The sequence below is a fragment of the uncultured Kordia sp. genome, from assembly GCF_947489565.1.
GTDB lineage: Bacteria > Bacteroidota > Bacteroidia > Flavobacteriales > Flavobacteriaceae > Kordia.
Genome location: NZ_CANLEA010000007.1, coordinates 66,014 through 79,514, shown reverse-complemented (window position 1 = coordinate 79,514; position 13,501 = coordinate 66,014). Strand labels below are relative to the sequence as shown.

Annotated in this window: 17 protein-coding genes; 4 read left to right on the top strand and 13 right to left on the bottom strand. The window is 32.7% G+C overall.

Annotated elements, in window-relative coordinates:
• The first annotated feature begins 175 nt into the window (after positions 1-175).
• The 4 genes from msrB (at position 176) to Q0845_RS10990 (ending at position 2,752) form a co-directional block, all read left to right on the top strand.
• Positions 176-664 (top strand): peptide-methionine (R)-S-oxide reductase MsrB, encoded by a 489-nt coding sequence (gene msrB / locus Q0845_RS11005; RefSeq protein WP_298512860.1) that lies wholly within the window; start codon positions 176-178, stop codon positions 662-664.
• Positions 665-868: 204 nt separating this feature from the next.
• Positions 869-1,444, top strand: a complete 576-nt coding sequence (locus Q0845_RS11000) for a uracil-DNA glycosylase family protein (RefSeq protein WP_298512858.1) — start codon at positions 869-871, stop codon at positions 1,442-1,444.
• Positions 1,445-1,721: 277 nt separating this feature from the next.
• Complete coding sequence (locus Q0845_RS10995; protein ID WP_298512856.1) at positions 1,722-2,192, top strand: hypothetical protein; 471 nt, start codon at positions 1,722-1,724, stop codon at positions 2,190-2,192.
• Positions 2,189-2,752, top strand: a complete 564-nt coding sequence (locus Q0845_RS10990) for a DUF1572 domain-containing protein (protein ID WP_298512854.1) — start codon at positions 2,189-2,191, stop codon at positions 2,750-2,752. Before Q0845_RS10995 ends, Q0845_RS10990 begins: the two co-directional genes overlap by 4 nt.
• 107 nt (positions 2,753-2,859) lie before the next feature.
• On the opposite strand, the gene Q0845_RS10985 is transcribed toward Q0845_RS10990, so the two are convergent.
• The 13 genes from Q0845_RS10985 to Q0845_RS10925 all read right to left on the bottom strand — a co-directional run bounded on the left by Q0845_RS10985 (position 2,860) and on the right by Q0845_RS10925 (position 13,452).
• A complete protein-coding gene (locus tag Q0845_RS10985) occupies positions 2,860-3,813 on the bottom strand; it encodes a hypothetical protein (protein ID WP_298512852.1) in 954 nt (317 codons plus the stop codon).
• A gap of 195 nt (positions 3,814-4,008) precedes the next feature.
• Positions 4,009-4,875: an SGNH/GDSL hydrolase family protein gene (locus Q0845_RS10980; protein ID WP_298512850.1), complete on the bottom strand. Its 867-nt coding sequence runs from the start codon at positions 4,873-4,875 to the stop codon at positions 4,009-4,011.
• An 87-nt stretch (positions 4,876-4,962) separates the two neighbouring features.
• Positions 4,963-6,606: a serine hydrolase gene (locus Q0845_RS10975; protein ID WP_298512847.1), complete on the bottom strand. Its 1,644-nt coding sequence runs from the start codon at positions 6,604-6,606 to the stop codon at positions 4,963-4,965.
• A gap of 87 nt (positions 6,607-6,693) precedes the next feature.
• Entirely contained in the window at positions 6,694-7,884 is a 1,191-nt protein-coding gene (locus tag Q0845_RS10970) for an AraC family transcriptional regulator (protein WP_298512845.1), read from the bottom strand.
• A 31-nt stretch (positions 7,885-7,915) separates the two neighbouring features.
• Positions 7,916-8,419 carry a zinc ribbon domain-containing protein gene (locus Q0845_RS10965; RefSeq protein WP_298512843.1) on the bottom strand — a complete coding sequence of 168 codons (504 nt, stop codon included), beginning with the start codon at positions 8,417-8,419 and terminating at the stop codon, positions 7,916-7,918.
• A gap of 34 nt (positions 8,420-8,453) precedes the next feature.
• A complete protein-coding gene (locus tag Q0845_RS10960; RefSeq protein ID WP_298512841.1) occupies positions 8,454-9,209 on the bottom strand; it encodes a hypothetical protein in 756 nt (251 codons plus the stop codon).
• Positions 9,210-9,232: 23 nt separating this feature from the next.
• Entirely contained in the window at positions 9,233-9,628 is a 396-nt protein-coding gene (locus Q0845_RS10955; RefSeq protein WP_298512838.1) for a hypothetical protein, read from the bottom strand.
• 11 nt (positions 9,629-9,639) lie between these two features.
• Positions 9,640-10,272 (bottom strand): hypothetical protein, encoded by a 633-nt coding sequence (locus Q0845_RS10950; RefSeq protein ID WP_298512836.1) that lies wholly within the window; start codon positions 10,270-10,272, stop codon positions 9,640-9,642.
• Between the two features lie 9 nt (positions 10,273-10,281).
• On the bottom strand, positions 10,282-10,758 hold the full coding sequence (locus Q0845_RS10945) for a hypothetical protein (RefSeq protein WP_298512834.1): 477 nt from the start codon (positions 10,756-10,758) through the stop codon (positions 10,282-10,284).
• 18 nt (positions 10,759-10,776) lie between these two features.
• Entirely contained in the window at positions 10,777-11,142 is a 366-nt protein-coding gene (locus Q0845_RS10940) for a hypothetical protein (RefSeq protein WP_298512832.1), read from the bottom strand.
• A gap of 107 nt (positions 11,143-11,249) precedes the next feature.
• On the bottom strand, positions 11,250-11,738 hold the full coding sequence (locus tag Q0845_RS10935) for a hypothetical protein (protein ID WP_298512830.1): 489 nt from the start codon (positions 11,736-11,738) through the stop codon (positions 11,250-11,252).
• Between the two features lie 104 nt (positions 11,739-11,842).
• Positions 11,843-12,871, bottom strand: coding sequence for a hypothetical protein (locus tag Q0845_RS10930; RefSeq protein ID WP_298512828.1), 1,029 nt, complete (start codon positions 12,869-12,871; stop codon positions 11,843-11,845).
• Positions 12,868-13,452 carry a hypothetical protein gene (locus Q0845_RS10925; protein ID WP_298512826.1) on the bottom strand — a complete coding sequence of 195 codons (585 nt, stop codon included), beginning with the start codon at positions 13,450-13,452 and terminating at the stop codon, positions 12,868-12,870. Before Q0845_RS10925 ends, Q0845_RS10930 begins: the two co-directional genes overlap by 4 nt.
• Between the last annotated feature and the right edge of the window lie 49 nt (positions 13,453-13,501).

Below are 13,501 nucleotides of genomic sequence, written 5' to 3'. Positions count from 1 at the left end.
AAGTTTAAAGCTAAGTAATTAATATGATATAAGTACTATAATTAAGTGACAGTTAACGGAATATTAAAACGAAAAGGTTTTCGTAATGATTCATTTTTTGTTACGACAGATCATTTATGTAAAAAACCGTATTTTTAGAGTATAAAATTGGCTTTGAAAATTTAAAAAAGAAGAGATGAAAAAGATTTTTTTAATCGCCTTGATAGGCATGTTATTTAGTTGCAATACTTCTGCTCAAAAACAAGCAGTAAAAAATACCGAAAAAGAAACTTTTAAGGTTACAAAAACGGAAACTGAATGGAAAAAGCAATTAAGTGCCGAAGCATTTTATGTGTTGCGAAAAGCGGGAACAGAACGTTCATTTTCGAGTCCGCTGAATAAAAACTATTCCAAAGGAACCTATCATTGTGCAGGTTGCAATACACCTTTGTTTAAAAGTGATCATAAATTTGATTCAGGAACAGGTTGGCCAAGTTTTGATCGTGAGATTGCAGGAAATGTTTCTTTCAGCACCGATTATAATATTGGCTATGCCCGAACGGAAGAACATTGCGCTACTTGTGGCGGACATTTGGGACATGTTTTTGATGATGGTCCACGAAAAACTACAGGAAAAAGACATTGTATTAATGGAGTTGCGTTGAAGTTTGTACCTGAGAAATAGACTGCATAGATTATTAGACTTACTTTGTTCTTAGATTTTTAGACTAGCTTAGATAATTAGAATTTTTGAAACGTCATTGCGAGGAAGTATGACGAAGCAATCTTTTTGTTCAAATAACAGACATATTTTTTAACTGACAGACTACCACGTCGCTGTAACTCCTCGTAGTGACGTTTGATTGTTCATTTTGATATCGATACTACTATGGAAAATTTATTAGAAGAAATATTGGGTTGTACTATTTGTAAAGATTTTTTACCGCTTGGTATCAACCCGATTTTGGCAGCGCATGCATCTTCTAAGATTATTTTGATTGGACAAGCGCCCGGATTAAAAGTCCATCAAAATGGTATTCCATGGAATGATATGAGTGGAAAGCGCTTGCGCAATTGGCTTGGTATTACCGATGAAGCTTTTTATGATGCTAAAAATATTGCCTTGATTCCGATGGGATTTTGCTATCCTGGAAAAGGAAAATCAGGTGATTTACCACCACGAAAAGAATGTGCAGAAGCTTGGCACGAACAGTTACTTTCTAAAATGCAAGAAGCAGAATTGGTATTGCTCGTTGGGCAATATGCTCAGAAATATTATTTAAAAGAGAACGCTAAAAAAACCTTGACAGAAACGGTTTCCAATTACGAAAGTTATTTACCAAAGTTTTTCCCTTTACCGCATCCATCACCAAGAAATCGTTTTTGGTTGAGTAAAAACCCTTGGTTTGAAGAAGATGTAATTCCGAAATTGCAAGCTGAAGTTGCTCGGTTGTTGGATTTTTAGACTTTCTTAGACCGTTAGACTTTTTAGACTTCTTAGACGCACTTTGTTTTTAGACTTGATGAGGAATCTCACTCGTTTTTTAACTGCTTACTGTTACTTAAAATTTCACCACGAATTCACGAATGTTTTTTTGAGTTGTTTGATACGTCTTTGCAAAGAAGAATAACGAAGTAATCTTTTACTTTAAAATAACAAAAATGCTTTCTAACAAACAGAATACCGCATCGCTTTGCTTCTCGCAATGATGTTTCATCGTAGTTTTTAGTATCTTTACTATATGGAAAAACGCTATTTTGTTTTAAAGAAAGGCTATTTAAATATTAATGAAGAATTCTTTTATTTCAACGATCATGGGAATTGGCAAACTTGTGAAATTTTGAAAGAAACAGAAACTCCAAAATTGACTTTTTTTTATGCTTCAAATTATATTATCAACATTATATATACAGGTCTTGTTGTAATTTTTGCTTTTCTGATTATACAAAAAGAAATAAGTTTTTCATTCATTCCTTTATTGGTATTAACTGTTATCCATCTTTTAAATCGTAAGTACCAACTAAAACATTTTAAAGTACCACTACATAAAATTGAACATATTATCCTTAGGAATCAAGATTTGACTGTCAAATTTGCTAGCGTTAAAAATGTCCCGATTACGTATACTGTAACGCTAGATGATGAAAGAGAAACAAAGGATATTCAACTTTTTTTACAAGAGCATTTCCAACCTAAACTTAGCATCGCATGAATTCTATTTCCGAAAATTATTTAGAAAGTACGCGCAAACAATTTGCCTATTATAAAAGTTTGGGCGATAAAACCTTTGCGCAATTAACTGACGAAGAAATTCATTGGCAACAAAACGAGGACAGCAATAGCATTTCCATCATTGTAAAGCATATTGTTGGGAATATGTTGAGTCGTTGGACAAACTTCCTCACAGAAGATGGCGAAAAAGAGTGGCGACATCGCGATACAGAGTTTGAAGCTACCTATAAAACGAAAGCCGAAATGATGACCGCCTGGGAAAAAGGTTGGCAATGTTTGTTTGATGCGATCAATCCGTTGCAAGCGGAAGATGTTTCACGCATTATTTACATCCGAAATCAAGGACATACCGTTTTGGAAGCCATGACGCGTCAACTGAGTCATTATTCATATCATGTTGGTCAGTTGGTCTATGTTGCTAAATTGATTCGTTCTGATGCTTGGGAATCGTTGTCTATTCCAAAAGGAAAATCATCAAATTATAACGCTGATAAGTTTAGCAAAGAGAAAAGCAAGAAGCATTTTACGGATGATTTGTAGACTTCTTAGACTTACTTTGTTCTTAGACTTACTTAGATCGTTAGACTATCTTAGACGCACTTTGTTTTTTGACTTGTAGACTTGTTTCGATTGTGTTTATTGAAATATTACCAATAAGTAATGTCTCTGGTTTCTAATAGATAGAGATCAAATGTTTCGCCAGATGCTGGATTTCTGTTTATATGCGTAATTTTTTTAATCCAGTTTCCTTGCGCATCATATTCGTAGGTATAGGTAAACACTTTTTTCAACGCTGCGTTTTCGTAATGACTAATTTTAACAGCATTCTTATGTGCATCATAATTGGTAATCATATCCAAAAACACTTCTTCGCTTAGCGGAATGCTATAGTTTTTCATTTCAACACGTTTCCCATTCTCATACGTATATTCGTCTCTAAATTTTAGACTTCCAATGTTTGCTTCATGTTTTATAAGATTTCCTGAGTCATCATACACATTCGATTGTACATTTTTGATATTTTCTTTATCAGAAGTCTCTATGATTTTAATGATACGATCCTGATCGTCCAAAAAAGTTTCCGCAGTTTTGGTCATTGTTTGATTATTATGCAAATACCTCCATGTTGTAATATTCTTTTCGGTATCATAGGTCACATCTGCCTCAAACACAAGCTTTTGATTTTGAAAATGCTCTTGATGTTCTAATAAAGCATCCTCATTGTAGGTATTCAATTCTCGTACTTCCATATTTTCATCTCCTGAAAAGCTTCGCATTTTAAATTCTACTAGGAGTTCATTGTTGTTGTATAGAAACGCACTTCGTGTGTCGAGTTTGCCAAAATCATTGAAAATTTCAGTTTTCTCAAAGTTTCCAGCTTCATTGAAAGTATATATAGCATGTACTACCGCTTCTTGAAATTCCGTTTCTGAATCTCCTAAAGGATATGCCTTTTTCAGCGTAAATTCTTTTACATTTCCATGTAGGTTTTCAAATTGTAAATCATTTTTCAAATCTTTGTCGGTGGAATGCACTTCTTTTTTGTTTTGACAACTGATAAGAATCATTAAAAGACAACTGATAGATGCTATTTTTTTCATAAATCATGCGGAGTTTGGTAAATAATCGGTTTTAATGTTACTGTTTTTATATGTGTAGTTGTTTGAATGATTTTGTTTCAGTAAAAATACATTTTTTTTACGTTTTTAGTTCTCGTACTCCTTTAAAATTAGCTTATAAAAAAGTCCAAACTAAACTAGCTTAGACTTTATAAATATTGGTGTTCGCGATGTTTTTTATACGATTGAATGCTTAAATATTTTTATAGGATCTTCTCCAAATATTTTTTCAATTTTAGCATGATAAATGTTTGCAATTTCTCTGTAACCTGAGTTTTTTAAGTGAATTTCATTGTCCCATTGCGAATCGTTCGGGAATTTTCCACGCAAGTCAATATGATGAAAGTTATTGTATTGTGCATCTAAATCGATCAGCATTTGATTAAACTCATCTACTAAATATTTTATAATTGCTTTATGATCTGACTTTCGAGAAATTTGTTTCGCAACAAACGATGGCAATAACCACGGTCCTTTTATATTTCTGAAAATAAAATTATAACCTTTTCCATTCACTTTTGCATAATCGTATCCATCCATTAAAATATTACAATCGACATGTGTGGCACGAACCGATTTTATAAAAAACTCAATCGCAGTTTTCATTTCTGCCAAACGCGCTTGAAAAATCTCTTTATTAAGTAAACTCGCCGGATTGGATACACTGTGATTTAAATATCCTAAAATTTCACTTCCTACAATATCATTTCCTCCTGCGCTAAAAAGCACTATTTTAGGTTTGTGTTTTCGAATGGAATTTAAAGTTTTTTGCAACGATATAGCGCCTTTGTTACTGTACGAGTTCCGGCGTTTTTTTACTTCTGTTCCATACACCATATTTTCTAAGGTATCGCCCGCTTTGGCATATTTATCAATTGCGTATCCTTTTTTAATTAAATAGTCAATGATATCTTTTCGAAACGGATAATCGAACCAAGAATCACCTTCTGCTACAATAGTTAATTCTCTTGGATATGTTGTTTTTAGTCTTTTCTGAGAAATGCGCGCTTGTTCTTGCTTGAACTGTTTGAGTTGTTGTGACATGATCTTACCTTTTGTAATTACCTAAAAATAAGCTAATTCTCTGTAAAATCATTACGGTTTTTCTTATTAGTCACTAGCAATCAACTTTTATTTCCGCACAAAACGTACATTCTGAATACGATCTGTCGTTACTAGAATTTCGTTGATTTTCCCATTGCTGTCTTTCTCAAAAGACAAATTGTAATCGTCGACAAGCATTTCATTTTCATACACTAACAATCCTTTCATGATATCTTCTCCAAAGATGATTTCGTAGTTTTCTTTTCCTATGTTTTTGATGGTAAATGAAACATTGGTTTCTGAATTTAGATAAGAACCATTCAACATTGCAAAGTCAAATTTGCTTAAATCACTTTCAATACGCGTTAATGTAAATGGTTTTACAGATGGATAATACGCCGTAATTTGCATGATTCCTTCTTTGTTTTTGGTAAATTCTTGTTTGAAAGGTGCATCATTCCATTGATGGAAAATATTATCGGCTTCGCGTACAAGTTTAATGTCGTTTCTTCCAGAACGAATCATGTATAGATTGCCTTCTCGTTCTTCAAATTTCATGATATAACCGCCTTTCGTACGATAGATTCCCAAGATATCTTGATTTGTTACCTTCGCTCCTATTTTTTCAGGAACTATTGGAAAACTTTCTTTTTCATTGGTTTTGTTGAGCAATACATCTGCCATTTGCAAGGTTTGCATCATGGGATCAATTTTTCCACTGTTCGTTAACGTTACTACGGTGAAATTGCCTGTTTCAAATCGTGCAGTAATGGCTTTCCACGCGCCAGTTCCTCCAGCATGATAACGGTATTTTTCACCTTTGTGTTCCATAAATTCTACGCCGTATCCGTAGTTTTCAATGTTTGTGTTGACAATTAACTCTTGACTTTTGATGATGATTTCTTTAGAGAAGTTTTTACTTTTTTTAGTTTGCAAGATTTTTTCCCAATGCAGCTGATCTTCCAAAGTAGAAAATAGGTTTCCGTCTCCGTGTAAGTTGCAAGTCCAATCATACGTTGTCCAAGTATCAAAGTTAAAATACGGTTTTGCTATAGGTTCTTCGATGTTTGTATAATCGTTTACGAATGAAGTATTTGGCATGCCCAAATCGTTAAACATCTGATTGGTAACGTCTACAAACGATGTTTCAGTCACTTTTTCTATAATCTGAGTCAACACAATATAATTGGAATTGCTGTACAAATATTTGGAACCTGAAGTAAAGTTCAAATCCTCTTGTTTTTCTAACAATTGCATAGCATCTGCGTTGTTGTATTGCTGTTTCCACCAAGTATATCCTTGTAAACTCCATAAACGATATACATCGCGAATTCCACTAGAATGATTGAGTAAGTGTTTTATTTTAATCGGATTTTCAATGTTTTTATAGAGCTTTGGAAGGTATTTTCGAATGTCGTCTTCTAGACTTAATTTACCTTTTTCTTCTAAGATTAAAATGGCAAAAGCGGTAAATTGTTTTCCGTTGGATGCAATGTTGAATCGTGACGATTTTCCAATGTGCATGCTATCTTTTAAGTTGGCATAACCTGCATATTTTGCATATATAATTTTACCATCTTTCACAATTCCTCCGGCAACTCCAGGTGCTTTCTTCGGAACATCTTGTGTCGTGATTTTGTTTAATTGTTCACGTTGCGAATTGGTGATTTCTTGTCCAAAAGTGAGCATTGATGACAAGAGAAAAACTAAAAATATTATGTTCGATTTCATTAGATTGTTTTTTACGTTTTTTGATGCTACAAATGTTGTAATATATCCAATGTAATGCGCGCCAAATCGTGATTTGACACTTCTTTTTTAGTTCTTTTGGCTAAAATATTCTTTGGGAGTTTGCTGTGTTTGCTTTTTAAAAGCTCTGTTAAATGTTGATTTTGAGTTAAATCCGGAATCTAAAGCAATTCCCAATAACGTTTTGGAAGTATTTTCATTGGAAGTTACTTTTTTGATGACTTCTTCTGTTCTGTACGCATTGACAAAGTCGTTAAAGTTCATTTTGAAACCTTTGTTGATGATATTTGACACCTTTTTTGGATGCGTATTGAGTTTTGAAGCCACATCAAACAAGGTCAAATTTGGATTTGTAAACAACTTCTCAGAAACCATAAAATGTTCGAGCTGTTTTTGCAAAGCTTTGTCTTCTTCTGTGATTTGGATTGCTACTTTTTCTGAAGTTTTTACAGGTTCATTTTGTGCTTCTGCTTCCGCGAGAAAATCTACAGATTCCGTCGAAATTAGTTTTGGTAAATACGGAAGATTTATTTTGATGCTATGTATATATCCGCTTAAAGCGATATAATAAAATAAGATTGAAAACGCGAGATAGTACCAATATTTATTTCCAAAGTTTGCCCATTCAGGATTGAGAATGAAGAATAAAATTCGGATGAGTAATAATCCTAAGAAAGCGATTAAAAAACGTTCCATCCAAACGTATAAAATAGAATCTGCAAAACTTACGGTTTCATAGGTTTTCTTTTTGTATTGCGCATACAGTTTTAAAGACGCAAATAAGTAGAATACCATCATAATAAAACCAGCTATTTGATACCAAAGTGCTAAATCTTTATCTCTTTCAATTGCATAAAAATAGTATTCATCCAACACGATTGTATCTGTAATCCAAATAATTAAACTATAAATTCCATACAGAATGGTAGGAACAAAGTGCAGCCAATCTTTCCGTTGAAATGTAAATGAAGGATTCAAAGAACTTTTTATATAGAAATACAATAATGGCGGCAATAAAAACAATTGCTGAAATGGTATAAAAAATAGAATATCTCGATACGGATCTTTTGCATACCAACCTGCATAACCCAACATAAAAGGCGCAATGTACATGGAACATAAAAAGATAAAAGCTGCCAGCCAAAAACTCGATTTGTGTTCGTTTCGGATGCCTTTATACACTAAAAGTAACGTAAATATCAATCCGTGAATAAAGAAGATAAGTAAGGTAGAACTTTTGAATCCGAAACCGAAATGCATATGTAACGCTTATTAATTGATCGTTTTATAATTATTTTAAATGCTTGCGAATATCTTTTAACCAATACAATATTAAAAATAAAATTGCAGGTACTACAAAGAAAACTAACATTGCAGAAGATAGGTTTTCGTCTTTATGAGAATGCGCAGATGCTGCGTATATGACAGTCGCAATATATATGACTTGAAATACGGTGTATATGTATAATCCTTTTCGTTGTTTGAGCAACATAAATACGGCTCCCAAAATGGTTCCGACGGAAGTGACTACATAAATAATGGCTCGGATTCGAATGCTGTCATCATTGGTTGCGGAACCAAATAAATCATATAAAAGTGCGCGTCCTATGCCAAACAGTGATCCGCAAATGGTTAAAACTGCCAATATGATAATAATTGTTGGAGGTTTGGCCTGCGCTTCTTGTTCTGCTGTATTTGGAATGTTTGCTGTTTGCGATGGTTGTTTTGCTCCACAGTGAGGACAAAATTTAACTTCAGCTGCTATTGGTTGATTACATGCGATACAGTTTTTCATACGATCTACTTTTTCTAAATATAATTAATAAATATTAAAGTAGGTCAGGTAGGTTTCGATCATAACGTGTTAAATAATCGAGTCTGTTGAAACTGAAGATTTCTAAAAGCTGATCTATTGAAATTTTTATATCTCTTATATCAAATGTTTGCACACCTTCACTAATAGTTCCCAAAATTAAATCATAATATCCTTCTTTTCCTGGCTTGTGCATGATGCGAAAATCTACAATATCATGCCAAAAAATTCTCTTGCGATGTATTGTCAATCCTTGCACATCTGTACTAAAACCTACTTTTGCTGGCGTATATGTATCAATAACTAATCGTATTCCTAAAAAAACAACCGAAATAAAAATTAAGAAGCCAAATAATAGCTTATAAGCATTGCCTTCAGTATTGAATATTGCCATTATAGATGCAAGTAAAACCATAGAAACAATGGTAGTCCAAGCATTTTCATCCTTGGGTCCTTTTATCTTAATTTTCTGTGTATTTTCTTTGGAGTAGTATTTAGAATAAAAGGGTTGATTTGGTAAAATATAGTGTTCCTTTTTTAAATAAAACGAATCGTATTTTTCTCGTATGTAATCAAGAATTGCATTGTGAAGATCGATTTCTTGCCCTTCTACTTCTTCAAAATCAATACGTATAGATGGGCATTCACTTTCAAAATCGGCAACATTTTTTGTCAGCGCACAAGTAATTCCTTTTTGATTATCAAAGTCTCTGTATTCACAAACTTTACAATACGCAAGTTGATTGTTTCGTTTGTCTGAAAGGTGTTTCATTGAGATTGTTCTTAAAAAAAAATCTAGCGAATAATTAAAAATAACACAGCGGTAATTCCTCTGAATACCATAGAATTACTCATCTGTTCCACTCTAAGTAATTGTGTAAACATGAATAATAGCAGCGGTCGCCATAATATTAAAAACCAAAAATGTAATGGAACTCTGCCCGAATTAGGTTCCATTCCTGACACCATCATAATTGCTTCATGATACGCATAACATACGATCAGCGTTGCAAATATATATACGATTCCAAGTATGGAAATGACTTTACAAATTTTCTGATCGATCCTAAAAAACTTTGGTTTTATTGCATCTGCGAGTTTTAAGGCAACTAAACCTAGAGAATACCAGAAAAAAATAGGCATCAATATGCTGTCAAAAATATAAGTACTTTGTTCTATAAATTCGTACACGTATGTTGTTTTTATTTTCTAAATTGAGAATCGAATAATGCTTTTAACATGACCTTTTTGTCTCTCTCATTATTATAATTAATATTTACACTGAATGAATGCCCATTAATCAACTTGATATACATCAATTGGTTTAGGATCACTTCTCCACTTGTTTTTTTTATTGTAAATCCATAACGTTTAAAATCGAGTCCATCAATGCGAACTGTTGTGGTTGCTGTTGAATCTACATTGACTCCATTATTCTTAAACATTTCATATAGATAATATTTTAAATCTGCATTATTTTGTTCCCATTCACCTTCAAAGTCTTCTTTAAAAGGCTCTGAACTTGAAATAAATATATTGAACTGATTCTTTTTAAAACTTATTAAATCTTTTAATTGAGAATCATCTATCTCGACACCAAGTCCTTCTTTAAATATTTCTTTCCCTCTTTCTGAATATTGATCACTTTGTTCTTTGGTCACAATATCCCAACCATTAGGAATTAGTATTTGCCATCCAATTTCTTTGCTTGTATAGACTTGATCACTCACATAACCTTCATCAATTTGCTTGTTGGGATCAACTTCTTTACAAGCAAAAACAAGCAGACATATACTCAGAAAGAATAATTGTTTTTTAAACTGTATTTTTTTCATGATCAATATTTATTTCGTCAAATAATCTCTAATATCTTTCGACCAATACAACACTAAGAAGATTATTGCGGGTAATGCCACCAACATGGTATAACTTGTAGAATAATATACATCTGCCGAAGGAATTCTACTCAATATAAACATGGCAATAAAAATGATTTGACATGCCGAATAGAGATACAAACCTTTCAGTCTTTTGGAAAGCATCATAATAGCGCCAATCATTGTTCCTGCACAAGTTAAAGCATATACCCAATAAGTATAACTTCCGCCAAAACCAAAATATGATTCCACCGTATCATAGAAAAGCGATTTTCCCATAGAGAACAACGATCCAATGATGGTAAATATCACAAGAATAGTCAGCATCGTTGGTGCGCCTCTTCTTTCTACAAATACTACTTCTCTTTGTTGATTGTTTCCGTCATGTGGAGGAAACTGAATGTCGTCAATATTATTTTTTTGAGGTTTTAATGAATTGCTCATGCGTTGCTTTTTGTTTTTTTATTCATCGTAATATGTAATATCTCTCAACATAACGCTAGTTTTTGTAAAATCGCCAGCTTTGTCAAGGACTGATTTATAATATTTTGTCTTCTTTATCCAATTTCCTTTTGCATCATATTCATACTCAAACTTATCTTCCATTACAGTTTTCTTGTTGTCAAATGACTTGTATATTGGATGGTAGTATTCATTAAACTTTTGTATTGAAATATCGTAGGCGTCTCCTGCTTTGTTTACACGATATGTTTTTTGTTGTACCAACATGTCTCCTTCATACGTATATTCTTCTTTGTATTGGGTAAAACTAAGATACGTAGTTTCTTCAATAACTCGTTTTTTATCATCATATATAAATGTCCCCAACGTATCATCTGGTTTCGCTTCCTGAATTTTGAGTCGTAATGCTAGTTTATTGTCATGAACATATATGTTGTTATATGTTTCTTCTAAGGTTGTTTCTTTGTACGATCTTATGGCTTTATATTGTCGTGTTTGTCATCAAAATACGTCATTGTATAGTCCAAAACACTATCTGTATATACTTTATATGTTCTAGATCGTTGCTCTTTGCTTTCCGCGATACGTAAAAGCATTTCTGTTTCTGTTTTAAATATTTCATCTCCTGGACTGACAACATACTTTTTCGTCAACTTATTTTCATCATCATATGCATATGTTGTTTTTTTATCTAATTCTCCTTTGTAATCGTACACTTCAGAATTTAGTAAAAAACCATCTGCTGAAAATTCTTGTACTTCAGCTAGTATTGCAGGTTCCAGTTTGTCACTTGAAGAACTTTCGAAATCTGCATTTTGTGTTACTACTTTTTTTACTTTCCCTTGAAACTTAAGTGTTTCTAAATCATTTTTAAAATCTTCGTACACAACACCTTCTGCTGGTTTTTGTGTACAGCTCACCAAAATGATGATTGCTAGAAAGTAGGGAAAAAATTTATGCATTGTAATTCGTTTTAAAGATGAAATCATCTGTTATTTTTATTATTTAATGAAATGCAAACATACTCGATTTCCTTAAATTTATGAGAATCCTTATTTAAACGTTCTTAAAATTTCACTAAACCTTCTTTGTTGTGAATAGGTTTGTTTTTTTTGACTTCAAATTCGGATACATATTTTAATTTTAGACCTAAATTAGAAACGCCCGTAATACACATGCGCCAATAAATCTTTACATCTTTTTGCTCCATCGTTGCATAGCTCAAATTGCCTGGATACGGAAATGTGAAAGCTGTATTTTTTTTAAAACTCTTCATTTCTTTACGAAATGATTTATATAACTCCTGTCTATTAGTACTAGAACTTGTACCTCGATTGTCTACAACTTCTTCAATGATTTCATAATAGACATGCTGTTCTTTTAAATTAATTTTTTTTGTCTTTTCAATCGCGCAATGAAAGTTTTCATCATCGTCATCTGCTAATTTCATGGTCAATCTTCCCAAAGCATCTTCGAGATAATAATGTATCATAAACGTAAACGTAATCAAGATTACAATACCCAGAATCGTAAAACTAAGATCGAATTCTGGAATCAACGATATGTATATCAAAAATAAAATTACAGCAATTGCTAAGGGTAATATATAATTGAGTTTCAGCTTAAAATCATATGTACCTTCTTTTACACTATAGGTATTATGAAGGTCTGCGACTTCAAATTGTTTTTGCGCGCGTAATCTTTTATCGGAAGTGATGAATGATTTTACACTTGCTAAAAAATTCAATCCTAACTTTTTAAAATCTTCCTCATCTACATGCATCATGACCTCGCATGTGTACGTAAAACTCACATTTTTGCCTTCATAGCTTTCCACAAAATCATTGATTTCAAATGAAAAAGGAATGCTATTTTCTTCTCCTGCTTTTATCAATATTGGTTCTGTGATGATGGAAAACGAAAGTACTTCGTTTTTGTAACCACTCATTTTTCCACGCGCTTCAAAGTATATTTTGGCAGTAATTTCATCCATGAGAATATCTTCAGTAGATACAATATCCAAATATCCTGTACAAACTTCGCCTTTGTGTACTTCATCTATACATATTTCTGCTTGTAGTGTTGAACTGCTCATTGATAGTTTTCGTATAATTTATTTATAATTCCTCGGTAATTGTCTCCATATTTTTTGATGAGTTCCTGCAACTCGCTTTCACTTACCTGTATTTCTTGCTTTTGGTTATCTTTTTGTGCTAATGATAATCGATTGTTTATGATTTTTTTTAATGTGTGAATATCAATTCCTTTGAAACGAATGACTTTCAGCTTTTTCTGTGTCAATACACACGAGAGTTTTCGCGTATAATGTGTGGTGTAAATCACGACTCTTTTTGCCTTAAATAGCTGTAAGCGTTCTTTGAAATTTAAGTGATGAATACTATCCACAAAAACAACTTCCGAAGCATGCTGAAGTATCTCGGTTATCTCTGTATTTTTTCCTAAATGAAAGATTGGATATTCAGGTAATTGCTGTTGCAACCAAATCAGATGTGTTGTTTTTCCGCGTCCTTGTTTGCCTATCAGTTCTATGGCAATCGATTGATTATTTTCTATTGCTGCAACAATCTCTGAAATAGGAAATCTCGGTACAATCGTATGATTGACTTCATGATCTAAAACACCTGCAAAAGGATTAAAATGATAGTTTTCTTTCAATAGTTTATATTAAATTTCTAGCTGAGATCTTCACTTTTGGTTTTCAAAA